Source organism: Citrobacter sp. RHBSTW-00859 (genome assembly GCF_013729795.1).
GTDB lineage: Bacteria > Pseudomonadota > Gammaproteobacteria > Enterobacterales > Enterobacteriaceae > Citrobacter > Citrobacter braakii.
Genome location: NZ_CP056284.1, coordinates 3,140,080 through 3,161,995, shown reverse-complemented (window position 1 = coordinate 3,161,995; position 21,916 = coordinate 3,140,080). Strand labels below are relative to the sequence as shown.

The window sequence follows — 21,916 nt, the reverse complement described above, 5'->3', positions numbered from 1 at the left end:
CCGATCAGTTCGGAATAATCCAGTTCAGCCAACGTAGCGGCCAGGGAAAACGGTGACGACCTTCCTGCTGCGTTGCCGTAGCAATACGCTCCTGGATAGTTTGCATCAGCGTTGTTTGGCCTTCACCATCCCACACCAGATTTAATAACAGTGGCAGCGCATCGGTCACGTCGTCCACCGCCCATATAGTGAATTTTTCTTCTTCTACGGCCTGTAGCAGAGCGGGCTGCAGGCTCAGGTGTCTGACATTCGCTGAAGGAATGATAACGCCCTGTGTGCCTGTCAGCTCACGCTGCTGACAGATGGCGAAGAAGCCTTCAATTTTCTCGTTCAGACCACCAACAGGTTGTGCCCGACCAAACTGATCGACAGAACCGGTAATGGCGATGCTTTGATTAACAGGAACGTCGGCGAGGGCGCTAATCAATGCGCAAAGTTCTGCCATGGACGCGCTGTCGCCGTCCACTTCGCTATAGGATTGCTCAAAGGTCAGCGAGGCAGAGAAGGGGATTTGCTGTTCAAGCTGGAGTTCCGACATCAGGAACGCCTGCATAATCATCATACCCTTCGCATGAATATTTCCGCCAAGCTCGGCTTTGCGCTCAATATCCGTAAATTCGCCGTCGCCAATATGAACCACACAACTGATACGAGAAGGCTCACCAAACGCGCGGGGGTGGCCAGGAAACTCAATCACCGACAGGGCGTTGATTTGGCCAATACGCTCGCCTTCCGTCTCGATCAGGATCTGTTCCTGCAGGATCTCATCCTGCATTCGTTCGGCGAGGAAACCTTCCCGCCATTCACGCTGGGTCAGCATCAGGCTGAACTGCTCAGCGTTGCAGGTTTCGCCCTCGCATAACGGGGCCACTTCTTTGAACTGCCGGGTGATCCACAGCGGGTTAAGCGGCAATGTATCCTGTTCGCCGGTATAACGAACGGCTTCACGGATCAGCACTTGCCAGGCATCAGGGGCCGGGTAGGGCAAATTGTTGCGCGTAGCGGTATGTGTTACCCACTGACACCACTGCGTCATGGTTTCGGCATCCACTATCTGCAGATTATCTTCAAACTCGCTATAAATAGCCTGCTCAGCCAGCTCCGGCTCCATGTCCTGGAAGTCTGCCAGTGATTCACGTTCACCGACTAATACCACTTTGAGTTTAAGCGGCATAGGTGGAACGGAGACGGGCAGCGGGCGAGACTCATCAAAAGCTACCCAGTCAAAACGCTCGTGGCTGACAATGGCTTTCAGGCGCATCCACAGCAGCGGTTGGGCCAGTAGCGTGCGCAACGAAATAACCAGCACACCACCGTTGGCCTGATGCACAAGGCCTGGCTGTAGGGTAATTTCGCCATTGAACTGACGCAGACAGCCAAACAGTTGTTCGGCTTCAACCCAGTCAGCGCAGACTACCTGGGTTAATGTCGCAAAATTGTCTTCTGCTGTCTCAGCTGCACGATAGCGGATAGTGTGACCGGAGATATCATAATGACCTCCGGTGAGACTTCCGGCATCCGAGTGCAGAGGCCGCGCGGCCTGTGCAATAAGGTTGATGTACTCAAGCTCTTCCGGTGCTTTTACCAGCATGAACGAAGACGTCGTCCAGTGCTGAAGAAGCTGCTCCAGCGCAAATTGTAAACGTGGCTGAGTATCACTAAGTAAGGTATCGGTGTCGTCAGTGACGTGCGGCTGTGCAAATACTTCCTGATAACTATCGGTGTCAGGAACCAGATCACGCCATGCAAGTTTCGTAATGGTCAAAGTTGATGTTTTTTAGTCTGTTGTAAAAAACGAGATTATACCGTAACCATCATCACTGCACACGTGGAAAGCGCTGTGAAACGAATGCGATGACGCGCGACAGTTCACAGGCTGGATATTCTTTTCTTCAGATGCCGAAAAAGCTGATATTCTGATAAGAGTTACACGGTAACATTGAGATCGCAATGAAATATCAACAACTTGAAAACCTTGAAAGCGGCTGGAAATGGAAGTATCTGGTGAAGAAGCATCGTGAGGGGGAATTAATCACCCGTTACGTAGAGGCCAGCGCTGCCGAAGAAGCCGTTGATTTGTTGCTAACCCTCGAAAATGAACCGGTTCGGGTCAATACCTGGATTGAAGAACACATGAACTCTGCGCTGCTAAATCGTATGAAACAAACCATACGGGCGAGGCGTAAGCGGCACTTTAACGCGGAGCATCAGCATACGCGAAAGAAATCTATCGATCTGGAATTTATGGTCTGGCAGCGCTTAGCGGGGCTTGCGCAGCGGCGCGGCAAAACGCTTTCTGAAACCATTGTGCAACTGATTGAAGACGCAGAGCATAAAGAGAAGTACGCGAATAAAATGTCGACATTGAAGCAGGATTTACAGGCGCTGCTGGGAAAAGAATAACCACAGAATGGCTAAATGTGTTGTGTACAGGCGTGCTTTGATTGATAAAAAGTGAAAAAAAACCCCGCAAAGCGGGGTTTTTTCATAAGACGAAAACTTAAGCCTGAGGCTGAGTTACAACGTCTTTGATACCTTTAACTTCGATCTCAACACGACGATCCGGAGCCAGGCAGTCGATCAGTGCAGCGCGAGCTTTCACGTTGTCACAAGTGTTGCCAGTAACTGGGTTGGATTCGCCCATGCCACGTGCAGAGATTTTGTCAGAAGGAATACCTTTAGAGATCAGGTAATCAACAACGGACTGAGCACGTTTCTCGGACAGACCCTGGTTGTAAGCGTCAGAACCGATGCGGTCAGTGAAGCCCAGAACCACTACGGAACCGTCTTTCGGATCCAGGTTGCTCAGCTGGCTGTACATCTGATCCAGAGCCTGCTGGCCTTCTGGTTTCAGAGTTGCTTTGTTGAAGTTGAACAGAACGTCAGACTTCAGAGTGAAGTGTTTGGTCTGTACTTCTGGAGCCGGAGCCGGAGCAACAACTACTGGAGCTGCTTCTTCCTGCTGACCGAAACGGTAGGAAACACCAACGCTCAACAGACCGTTATCCGGACGACCGCCAACGGTGTTCGCGTCACCGATGTTGTTGGTCCACTGGTATTCCAGACGGGTAGCGATTTCAGGAGTAATTGCATACTCTACGCCACCTGCGAATACTGGGGAAACACCAGTGTCGTGGTCTTTGAAGCCTTCGTTGTTTTTAGCGTCTGCACGCCAAACCATACCACCCAGACGGGTATAAACGTCCAGATCGTCAGTGATTGGGTAACCCAGTTTAGCGGTCAGCTGAACGCCCTGAGCTTTGAAAGCGCCATTATTGTGGGTAGCATCGGTGGCGCCTTTGTACGGCATACGACCTAACCAGTCGTAACCCATTTCGAAACCAACGTACGGGTTAACCTGGTAACCACCGAATGCACCAGCACCCAGTTGGCTTTCGTGGGTAGGACCGGAGTTGTTGATCTGGTTGTTGCCAATATCATGGTACTGAGACCAGCCCAGTTTAGCACCAGTGTACCAGGTGTTATCTTTCGGAGCGGCCTGCGCCACGGTAGCGAAACCAGCCAGTGCCACTGCAATTGCGATAGCTGTCTTTTTCATTTTTTGCGCCTCGTTATCATCCAAAATTCGCCATGAATATCTCCGAAGAGAGATAACACGGTTAAATCCTTCACCCGGGGACCAGTTCAATAGTTACTCTACCGATATCTGCGGCTTATGCCGAGCACCCCTGGCGATGTAAAGTCTACAACGTAGTTGAAAACTTACAAGTGTGAAGTCCGTCAGGCATATGAAAAAAAAAGGCTTGTGTACACATTATTTAACATTTATAGATGAATAAATGTACTGAGGATTTCCTGAAAACCGCTTCAGACAGGCCTTCAGCCGGAAAACGCGTTACAGCTCAATGGCAAATTAAAACATGAAAAAAAATTCCAGGATAATTCCTAATTTTACTCAATGATACAAATTCGAGTGAATTTTTAGCCCGGAATGCTGTCTCCCCGCAAGTGTCTGAGCGCGAACAGGACGCATGATAAATCCCATCGCATTACCTTCATCTGCCGCTTTTACCAGCTCGGCATGTTCATCTTCGGTTAATTCTTCTGTCAACCAGCCGATGACGACGCTGTAGTTACCCGTGCGCAGCGCACGAACCATCGATTCTAGCGTATTGCAGGGGGAGAGCTGGCTGATTTGCATGACTTTGGTCAATGGAAGCCCGGCCGACTGCACCCACTCACGGCTTAATTTTTGCTGAGGCGTCAGCCACAGCTGCCAGCGTGATTGTTGCCCTAACTGTTGCAGCAGGGGAAGCAGCAGGAGCTGCGTCATCATGGGCTGGTCCTCGCGATAGACCACTTCACTGATAAGCCCAGCGGTAGCGTTCTCTGCTGAAACGCGCGCAATGCTGCTCGATGCGGAAGAGAACGACGAAGAACGATTTGCATAACCTGAAGTGTACATAATCAATCCAGCCCTGTGAGTTACTGTATGGATATACAGTAACCCCGCCATCAATAAAGATCAACCTAATTTTCGGAAACAGGTTCGCAATTTTTAGTCATCATCACGGGAAAAATAAAATTCATCTTGCCCCATACGCATAAGTTGCCTATTTTCGTCATTAACGGATCTGCTACTGCAAATTATTTGCTTACGTTATGATTTAAAAGGATTTTTATGAAAGAAAAGTCTTATGCAAGAATCTATAAATCACAAGAATATCTGGCTTCTCTGGGAACAATTCACTACCGCTCACTGTTTGGCGGCTATAGTCTGACGGTTGGTGATACGGTCTTTGCCATGGTTGCCAGCGGTGAGTTATATCTTCGCGCCTGTGAGCAGAGCGCCCAGTACTGTGTAAAAAATTCTCCTGTCTGGCTAACATTTATCAAGCGCGGACGTCCGGTTGTACTCAATTATTACCAGGTGAACGATACCCTGTGGCAGAACCAGCAGCAGTTAGTGTCGCTATCACAATTTTCACTCGATGCAGCCGTTAAGGAAAAACAGAGTCGCTTTGCACAACATCGCCTGCGGGAATTACCGAATATGACGTTTCATCTGGAGACCTTGCTAAATGAAGCAGGAATTAAGGATGAGGGGACATTGCGATCGTTGGGAGCTCAGATGTGCTGGTTGAAACTTCGGCAAAATAACCCTGCCTTAACGGTAAAAATACTCTATGCCCTTGAAGGAGCGGTTGACGGGGTGCATGAAGCCGCGCTCCCGGCGACGCGTCGCCAGGAGCTGGTGGAGTGGGTGAGTTCTCTTACGCCGGAACCGGGGTATTAGATGGCAGCACAGCAATTTGTTGCTGTAATCGCCGAATCTCTGGGAGCAGGGCAATCAGTAACCCAACTTGCTGTACGACCAGCGGCTCTTTACTGTCCGGACGTGGCTCGAGATGCTGAATTCGCTGCTTCAGATCTTCCAGTGCCTGGTATACGCGCTGCTCATCAGCAGGTTGATGGTGAAGCGCATCATCTACATAGCAGACGGCATCATCCAGCAATGCCAGGACGTCAGGATTGGTTAACTGCTCGCGATGTGCGCCGAGGGCGGAAATATAGCTGGTAAACGTATGGTTAAGACACAGCAAGCGGAACGCCGTTTCGCGTGTTTGGGCCGTGACATCCGGTTCACTCGACATGTTCGACACCACCGAAGCAAGTTCCGCATCACGATTGTGCGCGTCACGGCGGGCGATACGGTATGCCAGACGATTATCACGCCCCTGATGATATTGTTCGAGAATAGCATCAAGATAACGACAGTTAGCGTCAGTGGCCCGTTCAATCACTCGCGGCAGATTCCGAAAACGCCAGTCTGGCCAGATAAAGCTGACAGCAGCCCAGGCGATGGCACAGCCGATCAACGTATCGATGACGCGCGGAAGTGCAACTTCAAAACCTTCACCGAGCAGGTTAAAGCACAGCAGCACCAGCAGCGTGATAAACATGGTGGCATGCGCGTACTGGACGTTACGAAAGGCAAAAAATAACACGCCGGTGATCACCAGAAGGATCAATTGCCCTTCGAGAGAAGGTACAAACCACAGGATCGGTAACCCAATGGCGATCCCGACTAATGTGCCGATTATCCTTAGTGCCAGACGATGTCGGGTGGCGTTGTAGTTTGGCTGGCAGACAAACAGACTGGTCAACAGGATCCAGTACCCGTGGTTCATTCCGGTTATCTGGATAATGGCATAGCCGAGGCAGAGCACCAGCGACATGCGAACAGCATGACGAAACAGGGCGGACTCAGGCGTGAAATTACGGCTCAGACGCAACCAGATATCACTGAACCCATGCGGGCTGTCATCGGCAAGCTGATTTTCAGACTCATTGCGCGAAAGTACCTGAGCCTGTATGGATTCAATGGTAGCCAACTGGGCATCAATGGCCCGCAGGTTTGACAGCAAAAATCCTAACGTGTTGAGCAGGTCTGAAGGCTCACCACTCGCGCGCATGCGCTCAAGTGCAGCATCAATATGGGTGAAGACGCGCTCAAAGTGCGGATCGTGCTGATAAGGCGTGCGTAATAAAATACAGCGAGACAGTTGCGAACACGCTTGCCCCTGCATCGACATCAGGCGCTGGAAGCGAAACATCACGTCGCTGTGGCGGAAATGGTCGCGCAGCGTTTGGTACTGAATATGCGAGGAGCTTGCGCGTTCGTGAATATCCTGCGCCACAAAATAGTAATGTAGCGTGCGACGTGTTCCTCGCTGTCCGCGGTCGCCGCGCAGGCGGGTCAGCAGTGACACCTTTGTCTGGTTTAGGGTCGCCATCAGTTGCCCATTCGCAAGAGCCAAATCATACAGCGGCGCCTGGCTTTCATCTTCTATGTCGGGATCAAAAAGACGCGATTTCAGTTCCAGATAGTGCGCTAACTGTTCATAGCTACGCGCCAGATTGTCCTGCAACGGGCGAATAGGGAACAGAAGATGTCCGGTCAGGGTTAACAGGTTGTACCAAATGGCGCCCGCGAGCAGCAGGATTGGTTGCTGATACCACTGATCGTAAAGCGAGGTGCCGAGCATCGTGTAAATGGCGATCAGCAACGCGCCAAAGGCGATGGTTGCATAGCGCTGCCCTAATCCCCCCAGCAGTATAAAGCCGCTGGTGGAGAGCGTTAACCCAAGGGCAAACAGCCATGGCCATGGGAAGAGCAGTTCGACTGAGGCCGAGGCAATGAAAAAGCACACCAGCGTGATGATCAAATTGCGCAGGCGGCCTGCAAGACGATCGTCCAGGTCAGTAAGCGCGGCAGCGACCATACCCAGCGTGAGCGGGATGGTCAGCTTAACGTCACCCAGCCACCAGGGCAGCGCTGTTGTGCCGCAAAGCGCGATAAAAATCCGCACGTAGTACAGCCAGGTGCTGTTCCAGGTATAGCGTTTGAGCAGAGGACTTAACATAAAGGCCATCGGTCCTGATTATTCGAAGCGACGACGCGCGTTGGCTTCACGCGCTGCGCGTGCAACTTCAACTGACACTACCCGGCGACCCACCGGCCACAGTGCAATCGCCGCGATTTTGAAATTCGCAATGCCAACCGGGATACCAATAATCGTAATGCACTGGGCAATACCGGAGACAATGTGCATCAGGCACAACCACCAGCCGAAGAAAATCAGCCAGAAAATATTGAGCACGGTGCCTCCGGTATTCAACAGGACGTTTTTGCCCGCTGGATTAAGCTCATCGACATGAATCGCTTCGTTACCGTAGGGAAACAGCGAGAGTCGGGTAATTTCCCAGCATGAGCGGGTCAGGGGGAGAGTAAAAATCAGCACAATACTGACCAGCGTAGCCAGTAACCAGGCTAAGGTGGTGGCGAATCCCCCGAGCACAAAATTTAAAATATTCAGAACAGTACGCATAAACCCTCGGTTAACTCTGGTTTTCTGTGAATTCGGCAATTGTAACGTTTTTTTGGGCTGGAGCACGTTTTCTCTGGCGGTTACACTGATAAGCAAACCTCTTCGTGTGGATCCGCTTGAGTCTTATGGAACTGAAAGCAACTTCTCTTGGAAAACGTCTGGCACAACACCCTTACGATCGGGCTGTTATTCTCAATGCCGGGATTAAGGTTTCCGGCGATCGTCACGAGTATCTTATTCCCTTCAATCAGTTACTGGCTATTCATTGTAAACGCGGCCTGGTATGGGGTGAGCTGGAGTTTGTGCTCCCGGATGATAAGGTGGTTCGTCTTCACGGCACTGAATGGGCTGAAACCCAGCGCTTCCATCACCATTTGAATTCGCTCTGGCAGCAGTGGAGTCAGGAAATGAGCGACGTCGCTGCGGGAGTTTTACAGCAGCAGTTGGAGGCGATCGCCACCCGCACCAGTGAGAATAAATGGCTGACGCGCGAACAGACGTCAGGACTACAGCAGCAGATCCGCCGCGCCTTTGCCGCATTGCCGCTCCCGATCAACCGGCTGGAAGAATTTGAAAATTGCCGTGAGGCGTTACGTCAATGCCAGGCATGGTTGAAGGACATTGAAGCTTGTCGCTTACAGCACAACCAGGCGTATACCGATGCCATGCTGGAAGAACATGCCGATTTTTTCCAGCAAATTGAGTCCTCGCCGCTGAATCCGGCCCAGGCGCGGGCGGTGGTGAACGGCGAACAATCATTACTGGTTCTTGCGGGGGCCGGAAGCGGCAAAACATCCGTATTGGTCGCCCGTGCGGGCTGGCTACTTGCGCGAGGGGAAGCGGCGGCCGAACAAATCCTGCTGCTGGCGTTTGGACGCAAAGCGGCCCAGGAGATGGACGATCGCATCCGTGAACGTCTGCATACGGAAGAGATCACCGCGAGGACGTTTCATTCACTGGCGTTGCACATTATTTCGCAGGGGAGCAAAAAAGTCCCGACGGTTAGCAAGCTGGAAAATGATGTTGCCGCGCGTAGCAAACTTTTTATCACGACCTGGCGTCAACAGTGCAGTGAGAAAAAGGCACAGGCCAAAGGCTGGCGGGAATGGTTAGAAGAAGAGATGCAGTGGTCTGTACCCGAAGGTAACTTCTGGGATGACGAAAAATTACAGCGCCGGCTGGCTTCCCGGCTGGATCGTTGGGTTAGCCTGATGCGTATGCATGGCGGAGCGCAGGCGGAGATGATCGCCAATGCTCCGGAGGAGATTCGCGATCTGTTCAGTAAACGCATTAAGCTGATGTCTCCCCTGCTCAAGGCCTGGAAGGGCGCCCTGAAGGATGAGAATGCCGTCGATTTTTCCGGGTTGATTCATCAGGCCATTGTCATTCTGGAAAAAGGCCGGTTTATCAGTCCGTGGAAACACATTCTGGTCGACGAATTTCAGGACATTTCTCCTCAGCGTGCCGCCCTGTTAGCCGCACTGCGCAAGCAAAACTCACAGACTACGCTGTTCGCCGTAGGGGATGACTGGCAGGCGATTTACCGGTTTAGCGGAGCACAGCTTTCGTTGACCACCGCATTCCAGCAAAACTTCGGTGAGGGCGACCGTTGTAATCTGGATACGACTTACCGTTTTAATAGCCGCATTGGTGAAGTCGCAAACCAGTTTATCCAGCAAAACCCTCATCAGCTTACGAAACCGCTCAACAGTCTGATGGTAGGCGATAAAAAAGCCGTCACGTTGCTCGATGAAAGCCAGCTGGATCTGCTACTGGATAAGCTGTCGGGATTTGTGAAGGCAGAAGAGAGAATTCTGGTGCTGGCGCGATACCATCATCTGAAACCTGCCAGTCTGGAGAAAGCAGCTACCCGCTGGCCTAAGCTACAGCTGGATTTCATGACTATCCATGCCAGTAAAGGACAGCAGGCAGATTACGTTATTGTTGTGGGGCTTCATGATGGGAATGACGGTTTTCCCGCCCCGGCCCGCGAGTCGATTATGGAAGAGGCGTTGCTTCCGGCGGTGGAGGATTTCCCGGATGCTGAAGAGAGACGCTTGCTGTATGTGGCGCTAACGCGTGCACGGCATCGGGTATGGCTGCTGTTTAATAAAGAAACACCGTCGTGCTTTGTTGATGAACTTAAACAACTGGATGTTCCGGTAGCAAGAAAACCCTGAATAGCAGGCGGCAATTGCCGCCTGCCCGGCGTTTATTTGAGGCGCTCTGCCAGATAGCGGGCGTAATCTGGGATCAAGATGTCCGTTGCATCGTTGAAGTTTGGCGACTGGATAATAAAATCGGCGGTCGACACGTTGGTGGCAACCGGAATGTTCCATACCGTCGCCAGACGCAGCAGGGCTTTGACATCAGGATCGTGAGGTACGGCGTTAAGCGGGTCCCAGAAGAAAATCAGCACATCAATTTTCCCTTCTGAAATCAGCGCACCCACCTGCTGGTCACCCCCCATCGGACCGCTCAGCATGGCGTTGACGTCCATTCCCGTTGCGCGTTGGATTAAGTTTCCCGTCGTTCCTGTGGCGTACAGAACGTGCTTTTCCAGCAACGGCTGGTGGCGTTCCACCCAGCTCATCAACATCTTTTTACAGTGATCGTGTGCAACCAGCGCAATATGTTTACGCGCTGGCAATGTGCGAGTTGTTAATTCCATAGTACAGCTCCCAAGTTAACCTGGTTACAGAGTACTGGAAGCTCTTGACGCTGCAAGAGAAAGACAAAAAAAATGCGTATGCGAACATAAATGTCATGAAGGAGGCTGTTTCTGAGCCCATTGCAAAAAGTTACTTCGCGTTTGTGCGTCGGCCTGCTGGTACCAATATTTTAAGCGCTGTTCGGTCAGCGTTTGCGACTGAGGCGGCACGCGATCCAGTTCAGATACCCCGGAAAGCAGCGAGCTGTCATCGGCCATCATCGTAGCAAACTGCGGTAATGACGCATGTTTAGCCGCTTTGTTATAGCGTTCAGTTTCCATTTCATAATTCACGATTTTCGCTGTGGATGTGATTGACAGAATATCCAGCTTGACGGGGATAGGCATGGAGTCCCCATCCAGCAATTCCACACGTGGAACGTCATCAAAATGCGCTGTATCCCGCTCATTGTTCAGACGCGGGAGGTGGAAATTAACCTGGCTGACGAGTTGCGTATCAAAGCTGATGACCAGCGGAGGCGAAATATACAGACGTTCTTCGTGGCTGGACAAGCGAATGGTTTTTTCTACGCGAAATACGAGCTGGTGGCGACCATTTTCCAGCTCGATACTGTCGGCGCCACGCAGTAATGAGCTGGAGACTTTTTTTCCGTCCAGCACCAAAAGGTCAATATCATTAGACAGGCGTAATGAGGTAGCAAAAACGGTTACCGGCAAACACAGGGCAATTAAGGCTGTCACAATGCCGGCTTTCATAGGTTTCTCCTGTCCAGAAAATAGCTGCAAACATGTATCTAAATTTTTCGATAATCACGTTTACTAACATATAGACATATTTTTGAGTTTAGCTCTCATACGCCAGTATGGGATGAATGGTTGCGGGGGCAGGTTTGTCGTACACTTTGTTAAACAGCCTGGAGGAAAACGATGAAAGAGACCGATATTGCTGGCATTTTGACATCTACCCGTACGATTGCACTGGTTGGCGCAAGCGATAAACCCGATCGCCCAAGCTATCGCGTGATGAAGTATTTACTCGATCAGGGCTATCACGTTATTCCCGTTTCACCGAAGGTTGCCGGGAAAATGCTGCTGGGGCAGCAGGGCTATGCAACGCTGGCGGATGTGCCAGAGAAAGTGGATATGGTCGATGTCTTCCGTAATTCTGAAGCGGCGTGGGGCGTCGCTCAGGAGGCTATCGCCATTGGCGCAAAGACACTATGGATGCAGCTTGGCGTAATTAACGAGCAGGCGGCCGTGCTGGCGCGTGATGCGGGGCTGACGGTGGTGATGGATCGTTGCCCGGCGATTGAGATCCCGCGACTGGGACTGGCGAAGTAAAGTTTGACTGTCGCCGGATGAAACGCACAGGCCCGATAAGCGAAGCGCCATCGGGCCTGTGTTAATATCAATTACGCAGGCGCGGAGCCTGAAGCTGTTTACGGATTGTGCGCGCCAGTTCATCCATTGACGGTTGCTCCGGATGTTCTTCCTGTAGCTCGCTACTCAGTTGCGCTTCGGCCAGATACGTATGCACTGGCAGACCATTATCGTCTTCCATCACCACGTGATACCAGGGAGCGGCGCGAAGTTCGCTGTTAACCGCCAACTCATCGGCTGACGGCTCATCAAGCGAATATTCCGGGTCGATATCCACGACCACTCCGAGGTAACCTAACAGGGAATGGCGGACCTGCTGGCCGATACCGAATTTGCTGGCAATCATAGTCACCTCCCGGGAAATAGATACCCTCTATGTAAGGGTAATATTCCACTTTTCAAGTTACATGATGCGACAGGCAAACCCTTTCAGATACAGCCCTTCCGGGTAGGTAGCGATCACCGGATGATCGGCGGCCTGACGGAACTGCTCTATAAATTGTACATCACGACCAGCATCTATTGCGGCATCAGCGATGATTTTCTGAAATAAATCGGTCGTCATCAGCCCGGAGCAGGAAAATGTCAGCAGTACGCCGCCTGGGTTCAGCAACTGAATAGCCAGCATATTGATGTCCTTATAACCGCGGCAGGCGCCCATCAACTGGCTTTTGTTTTCGACAAATTTCGGCGGATCCATCACGATGACATCAAATTTCTCACCGCGATCGCGATAGGCGCGCAGCAGTTTGAACACATCATCTCGCACGAACTCGGCTTTACTCAGATCCAGCTTGTTCAGTTCCACGTTCTGGCGGGCAATATCGAGTGCTTCCTGAGAGGTGTCGACGCTGACCACCTGACGGCATCCGCCCATTAATGCTGAGACCGCAAAGCCGCCGGTATAGGAGAAACAGTTCAGGACACGCTGGTTTTCCACATAACGACGCGTCGCCAGGCGGCTATCGCGTTGATCGAGGTAATAGCCGGTTTTGTGACCGTGCTGAATATCAACCAGCAGCTTCATCCCGTGCTCTTCGATAGGCAGCAGAGCAGGCGGCAGTTCGCCCGTGACGGGCCCTTGGGTCAGCGCCATACCTTCTTTTTTACGCACGGCCACATCGCTACGGTCATAAATAGCGCAGTCCGGGAAAACAATTTGCAGAGCACTAATCAGCGCGGCGCGTTGGTATTCAGCACCCGCGCTGAGCAACTGTAATACCAGGAAGTTGCCGAAGCGGTCAATAGTGACACCTGGCAGGCCGTCGGATTCTCCGGCGATCAGACGGTAGCTGTCCAGACCGTCCTTTTTCGCCAGCCAGTCACGCCATGTCAGCGCCTTCTGCAGACGACGGGTAAAGAAATCAATGTCGATGGATTCAGACTTATCGAAGGTCCAGACGCGCGCACGGATCTGCGACGCCGGAGAGAACGCACCGCGCGCTATCCATTTCCCCTGGTGGTCAACAATATCAACGGTTTCACCGAGGTTGGCTTTACCTTCCATACGTGCGACAGCACCGGAAAATACCCATGGATGGCGGCGAAGTAATGATTTTTCGCGCCCCTTGGCTAACACTAAACGAGGATAATGTGGAATTGTAGATTCAGTCATGCGGAGCAACCTCTCACAAACAGTGACGCGGGTTGGATGAAAGTACCAACCTGAAACCATTAAAATAAAATGGCGCGTAGAGTAGCACAGATGATGAGGTCAATCATCAGCGTCTGGCGCTACTGCATGATGGTATGGCGGGAGCTCTGCTTATCGAGCGACGGTTTAATCTCACTGAACAGGTGCGACAACTTATTCAGTTTTCCCCTGCTAATCTATGGACAGCTCAGGAGATTGCCGGTTATCTGTCCATCGGTACCTGTTCTTTCATTTATGTTGATAAGGAGAACCGCAATGTCGAAAGTCTGCATCATCGCCTGGGTCTATGGCCGGGTTCAGGGGGTAGGATTTCGCTACACCACCCAGCATGAAGCGCAACGGTTGGGGTTGACCGGTTATGCGAAGAATATGGATGACGGCAGCGTAGAAGTTGTCGCCTGTGGTGAAAGCGATCGGGTGGAACAACTGATGAAGTGGTTGAAAGCCGGGGGACCGCGCAGCGCCAGGGTTGATCGGGTTCTCAGCGAACCGCACCGCCCTGGCGACGAGCTAAAGGGATTTAGTATCCGCTATTAAATACATTTCACCGGTTTCGGCAGGCCGGCAATTTTAGTTGCCTGCTTAGCTGGGCCTTTCGGAAACAGGCGATAGAGATAACGGCTGTTGCCTTTTTCTTCGCCAAACTTGTTGGCCATCGCTTTTACCAGCATGCGGATAGCGGGGGAGGTATTAAACTCCAGATAAAACTCGCGAACGAAACGCACCACTTCCCAGTGTTCGGGGGAGAGAACGATACCTTCGTTTTCGGCGATTTTCTCCGCTAGCGGCTCGCTCCATTGCGTGGTGTCTTTCAGATAGCCTTCGCTATCGGTCTCAATTTCATGGCCTGCAAAAATGAACATAGTGCTCTGTCGATAAAGTAAAAACCGCCCTTAGTTTAGCAAATAAGGGGCGGCGTGAGAAACCTCGACCTACAGAAGAAGCTGTAGCAGATTGTTGGCATTAAGCTTCTTCAGCGCGTTGCATTTATACGTCGAAACCTGTTTTTCGCTAATCTGCGTCATATGCGCAACATGTTTTACCGATTGACCGTTAACCAGCCTGTCGAGAACATTGAACTCCATGCCAGTCAGGCAGCAATTCAGACTGCGTACCCGACGGGGCTCTTTAGCAAGCAGATACGCAGCATCCACGACGGCAATTCTGTCATCAATGATATGTAAGGTCAGCGTGGTAAAACGCTTTCGTAAATGCGTGGCCAGTGCCCAGCCTTTTTCATTGCACACCAGATAAACCGTTCCCTCCCAGCGCCTGGCCTCCAGTTGAAGCAGAATGTCGACTAGCGCCAGATGCGTCCTCGCGACGGAAAAGCGGCAACGCACAACGAGGGTGTCGCAGGCCAACAGCGAACGGCGCCACTGTAACGCGCCGCTCTCAACTTGAGTGTGAGCGTTACGGCGCAGAAGGGCGTAGCGCAACCCTTCGGCATAAAAACGATTATTATCAAGAATGACGTAATTCACGGCGGCCTCTTTATAACGTACTGGGTGTGTAGATGATGCGTAGCGTGCCGGTGTAATCCCCGGCGTTTTTACTGCTGGCTGCAAACGCTGGGGTTTTCAGAACAATAGGGGCAGGTACGCACAGTACGCTCTCACGTCCGCCGGGCAGGACGACCTGACGCAGATGCTGCGGATCGTTGGTGCCTTGCCAGACCAGGGTTTTACCGTTGGCGACGGTTTCGGTTGCGCCCGTGACGGGATTAGTGACGAAAACCTGATAGTCGAGACGATCCCGCGCATCGGTCTGACTTCCGCCGCGTCGCCGGATTGAAAATGCCTCTTCAGCACGGTCCGTTGAGGGGAGTCCGTCGTCCTCAAACCGAAGATAAGTGCGGGTGCTGGTACTGTTTTTGCCGTCGTACAGGCACATATCCAGCGTGTTTTCACCCTGAATTTCACTGCCACCCGGCCGCCCCGGGAAGTTGGTCAGGTTGAGGTTAACGACAGGCGTTGAGTGCGGAAATGCCGGCAGATAAATCTGCTGATTACCCGGATCGACAACCTCAATGCGCATCGTGGCCTGCCAGCTAGCAATGGCGCGATAGCCTGGACATCCGGTATTGGGGTCAGCGAAGTTCCCGCCGCAGTTGCCACTATCCCATTGACGCAGGTTCTGCCTCAGCGTTGCGGTCCAGATACCCGGCAGAGCGAGCTTTTCCAGTTCGCTTTTCACGATATAGAAATCGAAGTAGGGTTCTCTGGTCCAGTTTGCAACAATCTCTGTCCCTCCCGTGATAAAACTGGGATAGGTAAAGACTTTATTATTGAAAAACATGTAGTGGTCGCCATAGACCTTAAGATCCACCGTTTTGCTGGTAAGGGCATGCGTAAAACGTAAATTGATGGCATAAGGTGTCCCCGGGTTCGCCGTGAACCAGGCCGGGGCGGTCATGCAGGCGCCAACTGCGGAGTCGGTACGGGACAGACACGTCAGAGTATTACGTCCCCACTTTTGCGGATCGGCGACATCATAGCCGCTCGGTTCATGAACCCAGATATCAAAGCGCGCGGGGGGGGCCATGCGATCGAAACTGATATCGACGCTGGTGTTTCTTCCGGCAGGGGCCGCTGCCTGGGTCTGGCCCGCCCACAGGCTTAAAAAAAGTAAAATAATTAAGTGCTTGTTCACATCATTTCCCTTTTGTGATGTTGTCTGCATTCATGGCAGTTGGACCCGTTGGTACCGATCGTCCGGCGAGCATCAGCTGTGCCTGTTGCTGGACAGTATCCGGCAGGGCAGAGAAGGTTAATTCCCGGCAAGGGATCGACCCGACGTAACGCACGACGTCGCGCATAGTCTTTACATTCAGCTCGCACTGATAAAACTGCTGCTGACGCACCAGGTAGAGGTTATGCAGCAGAGCGTCGCTTTGAGCGCTAAACCCGCCGTTGCCAAGGTCGCTCCAGCCGTTAACGTTCAGTGGCACGCCGCCGATAAACGGCGAATGTTGCTCGTCAGTTAACTGGCCGAGCCAGGTGTAGCTTGCCGTGGTTTGCACGTCCCGGCGGAGCAGTTTGCCTGGCACCATAAACAACGTTCTGCTGCCTGAACCTTGTGTGATTTCACTGCTGGCACCCCGCGAGACATCCAGCGATTCGTTAATCGTCAACGTAGTCTGCTGATAGCCCGGCACGGCGAAGAGGGCGCGGCTATTGCCTGGAATGTCTGCACTGCCGCCGTTATCCAGCGACACGGCAATGCTCGGATCCTGGGAATCTTCTGGTGTGGCAACGTTAACCGCGATGGCTGAAGCAGGACGTCCGTCGCTCCAGCGGCCCAGCCACAGACCAGAGCGCGACAGCGCAAGCGTGGAGTTGTAATTGCCGCTGCTGCTCAGGGTATGGCGCCGATCCTGACGATCCCAGACATCGCTGACTGTCAGGCTCCCGTTGCCATATCGTCCGCCCTGGCGCGTGTAGGCAGAGGTATTGAGTGAATCGCTGTTAATACCTGATGCGCTAAGTCCATACTCATTTTCACCACGTGCGTCGGCATACCAGTTGTGCGCCACGTTATAGCTCAGCTGGTTTTTATCATGCTGCTGGTGCTGCCATGTCGCGCCCAGAGAGGTATAGCTTGTCGCATTGCCCTGACGGTTATGCGCCATTGACAGACTCACGCTCAGGTAGCCGCCTTTATCCCTGCCTTCGCGCGAGTCATCGTTACGCATGAAAAGGTTAATACTGCTGTTGATGTTCAGACCGCGCGTGCTGAAAGCCGTACTCAAGCCACCCTGCCAGGCCCGCGTGCGTGAGCGGGTCATATAAACCGACTCCCAGGGCAAGCCTGCATCGTGGCGATCGTCACTGTCCGGGAGTTCCCGACGAGAAACGTACCGTCCTTCGTTGCGGTTATCCGAATATCCCAGGCTGGCGTACCAGGTACCGACAGGGACGGAGAACATCACCGACAGGCTTCGGTAACAGCCATTTACGGCGTCATATCCCGCGCTTCGGGTATTGCAGTTTTCTGCTGATAACGCGTTGCGATAGAAGCTCAGTGAAAAACCGTCGTTATAGCTGATTTGCTGAATATTGCCGCGTTGTCCTTCGCTGCCGTAAAGGTAGCTAAACCGGGTCGAGAGTACGCCATCGATCGGACCCGCATTGAAACCACGACTCCAGTCGAGTGCATTTTCCAGAAAACGTTGGTTTTTCTTTATCGCTGCGCCACTGGTGAGTGCCAGCGTTGGAGTGACAGGCAGGCGGACACCCGCCTGCGCGACCGCGCTACGTTCATCGTTTTGATTGTTATTGTCGGTTTCGCCCGCCTGCAGGAACCACTCGACGCGGTCAAACGGCGTAATACCGGTGCGGGTAAACGGTATCTGCTCGGTACGTGTCAGCCGGTTATTTTCATAGACGGACAGCGTCACGGTATAGCTCCCATCGGGGAACGATCGCGTGTCCAGAGTCTGGGCCCCAGCATTGAGATAAAAACTGGCCAGCAGCTGATTGCCCCGGCGGGCGTCAATACGCGCATCATGGGAAAGCAGCACGGTGATAGGGGTACCCTTTGACTGCTGAACCGGATTAATCCATGCCCTTGTCGAGCCTGTGCGCAGGCCGCGAATTTTGCCCAGCGGCAGTTGGCTGAGGTTGATATTCCCACCAGCATTACTGAACAGATCGCGGGTATCCATCTCGCCTAACTGAATATAGTACTGACGCCAGATATCCTGGCGAAACCAGGCATTGTTGACGGTTATTTCTTGTTGCTGCTGGTGCCTTGAACGCTGCCCCAGCCAGGTCCAGTCGAGATTAAAGTAGCCGTCCTGCGTCATGGCCAGCGCGCCATTGCCCTGAACAGTGGCTGACTGGTAATCCCTGTCGGCAACAAAATTGATATTTTGTTGATGGATCAACGCATTCTCAGTGCCCTGCGTAGGCTGATACCACTGGTTTTCTGTGGTCTGTTTAGGCAGAAATTTCTTGTCCAAAAACAGGCTAATGCGCGCGTTATTCTCATCATAGATAATGGCCGCACGATGGGTATCAATGTAATCACATCCCGTTGCGGAGCCATTGCTGCTGCACGCCAGGTTGCCGTTACGGGCAAGTGGAACGGCGAGAGCTGCGGACACGGTGGCAACGAGGGCAGGAGCGTCATTAAACTGACGTTTGATAGCCGCGACCACGGTTTCGGGTGCGACAAAACTTACCGATTCAAGTGTGATATCCGTTTCAAAAAGGCCAAGCGATTCGCCATAGAGGTTAACCTCTATCCACAGGCGCTGCGTTTTCGCCAGATCTTCGAAACCTGCCGGGACGGCCATCTCGGCGCAGGCGAGTTGGATGGATGCGGGTAATAAAGCAACTAAGAGGAGAGTATTTCTGTGAAACGCCATGACCAAGCCTCGACATCATCCTGACGTCAGAGGGTGGGCACCCTCTGACGTTATCCCTTATGTACTGTGGTGTTACGCACCGCCTTCCGTGGTCGTCGCCTGCGTCAGCATCAGGCTGACAACGCCGCTGTACTGACCGGTTTTCAGAATGCCTTTGGTGGTCTGAGAAATGGTCAGTGGCAGTACCGCTGAACCGTTTTCAATGCTGCCTGGGAACAGTTCAGTTCCGGTAAATTCGGCATCGGTGGTAGACAGTGTTTTATCACCCAGAATCACCGTCATCGGTACAGTCTCGTCGCCATCCATATTGGTGAGCTTAGCTGCGCTAACGAGGCGCACTTTGACATTGCTGGTGGCTGAGTTCGACCACACCTTGGTGTTCAGGCGGTAGCTTTCCAGCCCACGACCTGGCAGGTACTGCATGTCGATGCTGGCCGGCAGTGGCGTGTTATCGGCCTGAGTCATATCCAACTGTGAGTCAACGCTGGCGTTGACGGTAATATCTTTTTGAATCGCCAGCGCGCTAAAGGACGAGGCCATCGCGGCAACAATCATCAGAGGTTTAATATAGTTACGCATTGATATCTCCATATTTACAAATGAGCACCTTGGCTCTTTAAACAAACTACGTGGGTTTTTACTGTGCCGTCGTGTTATTGCACGACGGGTAAATCAGCTTCTTCAGCGGTTTTATTCACCCAGTTGAAGTAGCGGAACTTATATTTCTGACCCTGTTTCATAGTGAGCGTTTTTAATTTCCGTTCAGTGTCCGGATAAATCGTCGCGTCTTCTTTTATCCATTTACACGATGAAACAGCATCACAAATACCAATCTCTCTGAGCGGCACACGCAATGTGCCGTTGTTTTTTAACGTTCCCCGGCGAGGGTCAATCGACAGTGAAATTACGTTTTCTTCTGGAGCAATGTGGACCAGTGCACCCCAGATCACATTGACACCTAATGTCGCCATTGCTGCAGGGGGTTCTGCCTTGCCCGGAATAATGCTGTCAGGTTGTTTTACCCCTTCAAAATAGACACGCCAGGTGGTCTCTTTTTTCGGCGGTATAAGCGATACCAGACGAACAACGCGCATCGCGCCTGCAGCTAGAGCAAATTTCTCGGGCGTAACCACCACGCCACCTTCTTTCCACGAAGCGACGTCAATTTCTTTTTCCTTGGCCGTTCCGGGATTAAGAATTTTCTTTTGCCTCACCCGAATGAACTGAATATCATCCGTTTTTGAAGCCACCTTAATTTGCGCCGCACCGGATCTGTCTACATTCAGCTCCATGGGATACACGCTCATATTGGCCATTGTCATTTCTGAGAAAAATGGCAATGACAGCGCGGCGACATAAAAGGCGGTTGTCATGCTCACTCTTTTTTTCTGTTTCACAATCAGTCTGCCTGCTCTGAGTTTAAAGGCGGCGCGTTAACACCAGGACACCGTCTGCTTTCGTATCGCTTCAGGGCAGGGAAACTTTAACCAGAACAGCGATTTGTGAAAATTTGTATTAGTTAACTCGTTATATACAGTTTTTTATCCTGCTTTTCTGGCTTTAAGGTTGTATAGTTAAGCGAAAATACCGCGGCCAAGGATGGGAGGAAAATTCCTTCTGATGAAAAAATAAGCAGGTCAGGGGGCGGTTTTCATATCGACGTACCAGGGAATAAAAAGCATGCGGTAACAGCCGAGAATAAAAGATGTTTTTTATATGCAATAATTCGTTGTTATTTGATCCTGAAGCACATGCAATAAGTCTTGTTGGACAACCCGAGTCTGTATTAACACTTTCGGCGCCAGCCGTTCGTCTTTTACAGGAATTCATTAAACACCGAGGACGCGACTTAAGCCGGGAGGAATTGATCGCTCGCGTGTGGGAAGAATTTGGCTTTACGCCATCAGGAAATAATCTCAATAAAGCGGTAAGCGAACTGCGTAAAAGCTTCCAGTCTCTGGGAGAGGGGCACGAATTGATCGTCACTGTCCCGCGCTATGGTTTCCGTTTTGATGCTGATGTGATTTTTCAGCCTGGAGAGAAAATTCAAGCCGTTGATCCGCAACCCCCCTCAGCGCAACAAGACGTTCTGCCCCGGCGAGTATCCCTGAAAAAGTGGTTCAGAATAGGGGCATTGATTGCCGTGCCGTTGGGAGCGATCTTTTACGTTAGCCGCCCGCAGGAGATAACTGTTCCGGCGAAATTAAAGCCGGTCCAGGAAAAAATCGCGCGTTGTAGTATCTGGGTTATCGAAGATCATGGACGGCCGTTAGTGCTATCAAAATTAGCTGAGCGACTGGAGGCCAATGACGTGGCTTGCGAGCGCGAGGAGTATGCTATTTATTTTTTCAGCGCCCGTTTTTCGCTTGCAACTGCTGATGAACTGTTTATCGGGGCCTGCCCGGTCAATAAAACACGTCTGTGCAAGACCATTCGCTATAAAAACGGGGCTGGAAAATGAAAATAAGGCTTCTTTTTGGACTGGGCGGAGCCCTGGTCGGCGGCGCGCTGGCGCTGTTTTACTATTGCGGCGCGACGGGAAAAAGCGATGTGCTGGCCTGCAGCACTGAATTTAACTTTACGCGCAATGAAGGGAAAGCAAGTGAAGTGAAGGTAAATGCCCTTGCTCAGTTCTATTTTCATCGGGACGGTACAGGGTTGACCACCTATAAAGGTGCGGCAAGAGCTGGCGGGCAAAATTTTATCGTTGACAGGGATGTAGACTTTACGTGGGAGCAGCGGGACGATGACAACGTCATTGTATTGACCTACACCAAAACCTGGCTTCGCCACAATGACAATACGCCGAATGCCCAATGGGGGAGTTTCGCCTATCCGACCTCACGCTACTACCTGACGATCTCTGAACTTTCACCTGCTGTGTGGCTTATTCAGGACCGGCGCTATCCTACCTATATCTGCCGGGGTCAATAAGGTATAAAAAAAGAGAATGCCATTGGCATTCTCTTTTTTCGTATCAGTGATGC

The 21,916-nt window shown here is 51.9% G+C and carries 22 protein-coding genes and 1 pseudogene; 8 read left to right on the top strand and 15 right to left on the bottom strand.

Annotation, left to right across the window (positions count from 1 at the left end; translation table 11 throughout):
• Positions 1-4 precede the first annotated feature (4 nt).
• Positions 5-1,765, bottom strand: a complete 1,761-nt coding sequence (locus HV302_RS15925) for an AAA family ATPase (RefSeq protein ID WP_080858512.1) — start codon at positions 1,763-1,765, stop codon at positions 5-7.
• Positions 1,766-1,950: 185 nt separating this feature from the next.
• Here HV302_RS15925 and matP point away from each other — a divergent pair, with 185 nt between their 5' ends.
• On the top strand, positions 1,951-2,403 hold the full coding sequence (gene matP, locus HV302_RS15920; RefSeq protein WP_016152480.1) for a macrodomain Ter protein MatP: 453 nt from the start codon (positions 1,951-1,953) through the stop codon (positions 2,401-2,403).
• Between the two features lie 97 nt (positions 2,404-2,500).
• Here the strand turns inward: matP and ompA are convergent, their stop codons facing one another.
• Together ompA and sulA are read right to left on the bottom strand one after the other, a co-directional pair.
• Positions 2,501-3,559, bottom strand: coding sequence for a porin OmpA (gene ompA / locus HV302_RS15915; RefSeq protein WP_016156137.1), 1,059 nt, complete (start codon positions 3,557-3,559; stop codon positions 2,501-2,503).
• A gap of 357 nt (positions 3,560-3,916) precedes the next feature.
• Positions 3,917-4,426, bottom strand: coding sequence for an SOS-induced cell division inhibitor SulA (gene sulA, locus HV302_RS15910; protein ID WP_032931135.1), 510 nt, complete (start codon positions 4,424-4,426; stop codon positions 3,917-3,919).
• Positions 4,427-4,642: 216 nt separating this feature from the next.
• On the opposite strand from sulA, the gene HV302_RS15905 reads away from it, so the two are divergent.
• On the top strand, positions 4,643-5,257 hold the full coding sequence (locus HV302_RS15905; protein WP_016152483.1) for a TfoX/Sxy family DNA transformation protein: 615 nt from the start codon (positions 4,643-4,645) through the stop codon (positions 5,255-5,257).
• Here the strand turns inward: HV302_RS15905 and yccS are convergent.
• Both yccS and HV302_RS15895 read right to left on the bottom strand, forming a co-directional pair.
• The gene (gene yccS / locus HV302_RS15900; RefSeq protein WP_181626263.1) at positions 5,235-7,388 is read right to left on the bottom strand and encodes a YccS family putative transporter; all 2,154 of its coding nucleotides are present in this window, start codon (positions 7,386-7,388) and stop codon (positions 5,235-5,237) included. The genes HV302_RS15905 and yccS overlap by 23 nt on opposite strands.
• Before the next feature lie 18 nt (positions 7,389-7,406).
• The gene (locus HV302_RS15895; RefSeq protein ID WP_016152485.1) at positions 7,407-7,853 is read right to left on the bottom strand and encodes a YccF domain-containing protein; all 447 of its coding nucleotides are present in this window, start codon (positions 7,851-7,853) and stop codon (positions 7,407-7,409) included.
• 125 nt (positions 7,854-7,978) lie between these two features.
• Here HV302_RS15895 and helD point away from each other — a divergent pair, with 125 nt between their 5' ends.
• Positions 7,979-10,033 (top strand): DNA helicase IV, encoded by a 2,055-nt coding sequence (helD, locus tag HV302_RS15890; protein WP_181626262.1) that lies wholly within the window; start codon positions 7,979-7,981, stop codon positions 10,031-10,033.
• Positions 10,034-10,065: 32 nt separating this feature from the next.
• Here helD and mgsA read toward each other — a convergent pair whose 3' ends face one another.
• Together mgsA and csgI are read right to left on the bottom strand one after the other, a co-directional pair.
• Positions 10,066-10,524 (bottom strand): methylglyoxal synthase, encoded by a 459-nt coding sequence (mgsA, locus tag HV302_RS15885; protein WP_016152487.1) that lies wholly within the window; start codon positions 10,522-10,524, stop codon positions 10,066-10,068.
• A 93-nt stretch (positions 10,525-10,617) separates the two neighbouring features.
• Positions 10,618-11,280 carry a curli synthesis inhibitor gene (csgI, locus tag HV302_RS15880; protein WP_019076417.1) on the bottom strand — a complete coding sequence of 221 codons (663 nt, stop codon included), beginning with the start codon at positions 11,278-11,280 and terminating at the stop codon, positions 10,618-10,620.
• A gap of 171 nt (positions 11,281-11,451) precedes the next feature.
• On the opposite strand from csgI, the gene HV302_RS15875 reads away from it, so the two are divergent.
• Positions 11,452-11,865 (top strand): CoA-binding protein, encoded by a 414-nt coding sequence (locus HV302_RS15875; protein WP_016152489.1) that lies wholly within the window; start codon positions 11,452-11,454, stop codon positions 11,863-11,865.
• Positions 11,866-11,932: 67 nt separating this feature from the next.
• Here the strand turns inward: HV302_RS15875 and hspQ are convergent, their stop codons facing one another.
• The gene (gene hspQ / locus HV302_RS15870) at positions 11,933-12,250 is read right to left on the bottom strand and encodes a heat shock protein HspQ (protein WP_016152490.1); all 318 of its coding nucleotides are present in this window, start codon (positions 12,248-12,250) and stop codon (positions 11,933-11,935) included.
• Positions 12,251-12,307: 57 nt separating this feature from the next.
• Positions 12,308-13,519: a 23S rRNA (cytosine(1962)-C(5))-methyltransferase RlmI gene (gene rlmI, locus HV302_RS15865; protein WP_049283229.1), complete on the bottom strand. Its 1,212-nt coding sequence runs from the start codon at positions 13,517-13,519 to the stop codon at positions 12,308-12,310.
• A gap of 113 nt (positions 13,520-13,632) precedes the next feature.
• Between rlmI and HV302_RS28350 the strand changes: the two are divergent.
• Together HV302_RS28350 and yccX are read left to right on the top strand one after the other, a co-directional pair.
• Positions 13,633-13,779: pseudogene (locus HV302_RS28350) on the top strand (AraC family transcriptional regulator); the annotation flags it as partial.
• 34 nt (positions 13,780-13,813) lie between these two features.
• Positions 13,814-14,095 (top strand): acylphosphatase, encoded by a 282-nt coding sequence (gene yccX / locus HV302_RS15860; RefSeq protein ID WP_003035911.1) that lies wholly within the window; start codon positions 13,814-13,816, stop codon positions 14,093-14,095.
• Here yccX and tusE read toward each other — a convergent pair.
• The 6 genes from tusE to HV302_RS15830 all read right to left on the bottom strand — a co-directional run bounded on the left by tusE (position 14,092) and on the right by HV302_RS15830 (position 20,302).
• The gene (gene tusE / locus HV302_RS15855; RefSeq protein ID WP_016152493.1) at positions 14,092-14,421 is read right to left on the bottom strand and encodes a sulfurtransferase TusE; all 330 of its coding nucleotides are present in this window, start codon (positions 14,419-14,421) and stop codon (positions 14,092-14,094) included. The genes yccX and tusE overlap by 4 nt on opposite strands.
• Positions 14,422-14,490: 69 nt before the next feature.
• The gene (locus tag HV302_RS15850; protein WP_181626261.1) at positions 14,491-15,042 is read right to left on the bottom strand and encodes a LuxR C-terminal-related transcriptional regulator; all 552 of its coding nucleotides are present in this window, start codon (positions 15,040-15,042) and stop codon (positions 14,491-14,493) included.
• A 10-nt stretch (positions 15,043-15,052) separates the two neighbouring features.
• A complete protein-coding gene (locus HV302_RS15845; RefSeq protein WP_181626260.1) occupies positions 15,053-16,210 on the bottom strand; it encodes a CfaE/CblD family pilus tip adhesin in 1,158 nt (385 codons plus the stop codon).
• 1 nt (position 16,211) lies between these two features.
• Positions 16,212-18,929, bottom strand: coding sequence for a TcfC E-set like domain-containing protein (locus HV302_RS15840; protein WP_181626259.1), 2,718 nt, complete (start codon positions 18,927-18,929; stop codon positions 16,212-16,214).
• A gap of 72 nt (positions 18,930-19,001) precedes the next feature.
• The gene (locus HV302_RS15835; protein WP_016152497.1) at positions 19,002-19,508 is read right to left on the bottom strand and encodes a CS1 type fimbrial major subunit; all 507 of its coding nucleotides are present in this window, start codon (positions 19,506-19,508) and stop codon (positions 19,002-19,004) included.
• Between the two features lie 74 nt (positions 19,509-19,582).
• Entirely contained in the window at positions 19,583-20,302 is a 720-nt protein-coding gene (locus tag HV302_RS15830) for a fimbrial protein (RefSeq protein WP_326928923.1), read from the bottom strand.
• Between the two features lie 332 nt (positions 20,303-20,634).
• On the opposite strand from HV302_RS15830, the gene HV302_RS15825 reads away from it, so the two are divergent.
• Complete coding sequence (locus tag HV302_RS15825; protein ID WP_016152499.1) at positions 20,635-21,390, top strand: winged helix-turn-helix domain-containing protein; 756 nt, start codon at positions 20,635-20,637, stop codon at positions 21,388-21,390.
• Positions 21,387-21,863, top strand: coding sequence for a hypothetical protein (locus HV302_RS15820; RefSeq protein ID WP_019076424.1), 477 nt, complete (start codon positions 21,387-21,389; stop codon positions 21,861-21,863). The genes HV302_RS15825 and HV302_RS15820 overlap by 4 nt, the downstream gene beginning before the upstream one ends.
• The last annotated feature ends 53 nt before the right edge of the window (positions 21,864-21,916 follow it).

Excerpts from the sequence above, each read along its gene's own strand:
- HV302_RS15825 (WP_016152499.1), top strand. The coding sequence starts at position 20,635 with ATGTTTTTTATATGCAATAATTCGTTGTTATTTGATCCTGAAGCACAT.
- hspQ (WP_016152490.1), bottom strand. The coding sequence starts at position 12,250 with ATGATTGCCAGCAAATTCGGTATCGGCCAGCAGGTCCGCCATTCCCTG.
- HV302_RS15875 (WP_016152489.1), top strand. The coding sequence starts at position 11,452 with ATGAAAGAGACCGATATTGCTGGCATTTTGACATCTACCCGTACGATT.
- HV302_RS15820 (WP_019076424.1), top strand. The coding sequence starts at position 21,387 with ATGAAAATAAGGCTTCTTTTTGGACTGGGCGGAGCCCTGGTCGGCGGC.
- csgI (WP_019076417.1), bottom strand. The coding sequence starts at position 11,280 with ATGAAAGCCGGCATTGTGACAGCCTTAATTGCCCTGTGTTTGCCGGTA.
- HV302_RS15830 (WP_326928923.1), bottom strand. The coding sequence starts at position 20,302 with ATGACAACCGCCTTTTATGTCGCCGCGCTGTCATTGCCATTTTTCTCA.
- HV302_RS15895 (WP_016152485.1), bottom strand. The coding sequence starts at position 7,853 with ATGCGTACTGTTCTGAATATTTTAAATTTTGTGCTCGGGGGATTCGCC.
- ompA (WP_016156137.1), bottom strand. The coding sequence starts at position 3,559 with ATGAAAAAGACAGCTATCGCAATTGCAGTGGCACTGGCTGGTTTCGCT.
- tusE (WP_016152493.1), bottom strand. The coding sequence starts at position 14,421 with ATGTTCATTTTTGCAGGCCATGAAATTGAGACCGATAGCGAAGGCTAT.
- mgsA (WP_016152487.1), bottom strand. The coding sequence starts at position 10,524 with ATGGAATTAACAACTCGCACATTGCCAGCGCGTAAACATATTGCGCTG.
- helD (WP_181626262.1), top strand. The coding sequence starts at position 7,979 with ATGGAACTGAAAGCAACTTCTCTTGGAAAACGTCTGGCACAACACCCT.
- yccX (WP_003035911.1), top strand. The coding sequence starts at position 13,814 with ATGTCGAAAGTCTGCATCATCGCCTGGGTCTATGGCCGGGTTCAGGGG.
- sulA (WP_032931135.1), bottom strand. The coding sequence starts at position 4,426 with ATGTACACTTCAGGTTATGCAAATCGTTCTTCGTCGTTCTCTTCCGCA.
- rlmI (WP_049283229.1), bottom strand. The coding sequence starts at position 13,519 with ATGACTGAATCTACAATTCCACATTATCCTCGTTTAGTGTTAGCCAAG.
- HV302_RS15840 (WP_181626259.1), bottom strand. The coding sequence starts at position 18,929 with ATGGCGTTTCACAGAAATACTCTCCTCTTAGTTGCTTTATTACCCGCA.
- HV302_RS15905 (WP_016152483.1), top strand. The coding sequence starts at position 4,643 with ATGAAAGAAAAGTCTTATGCAAGAATCTATAAATCACAAGAATATCTG.
- matP (WP_016152480.1), top strand. The coding sequence starts at position 1,951 with ATGAAATATCAACAACTTGAAAACCTTGAAAGCGGCTGGAAATGGAAG.
- HV302_RS15835 (WP_016152497.1), bottom strand. The coding sequence starts at position 19,508 with ATGCGTAACTATATTAAACCTCTGATGATTGTTGCCGCGATGGCCTCG.
- yccS (WP_181626263.1), bottom strand. The coding sequence starts at position 7,388 with ATGTTAAGTCCTCTGCTCAAACGCTATACCTGGAACAGCACCTGGCTG.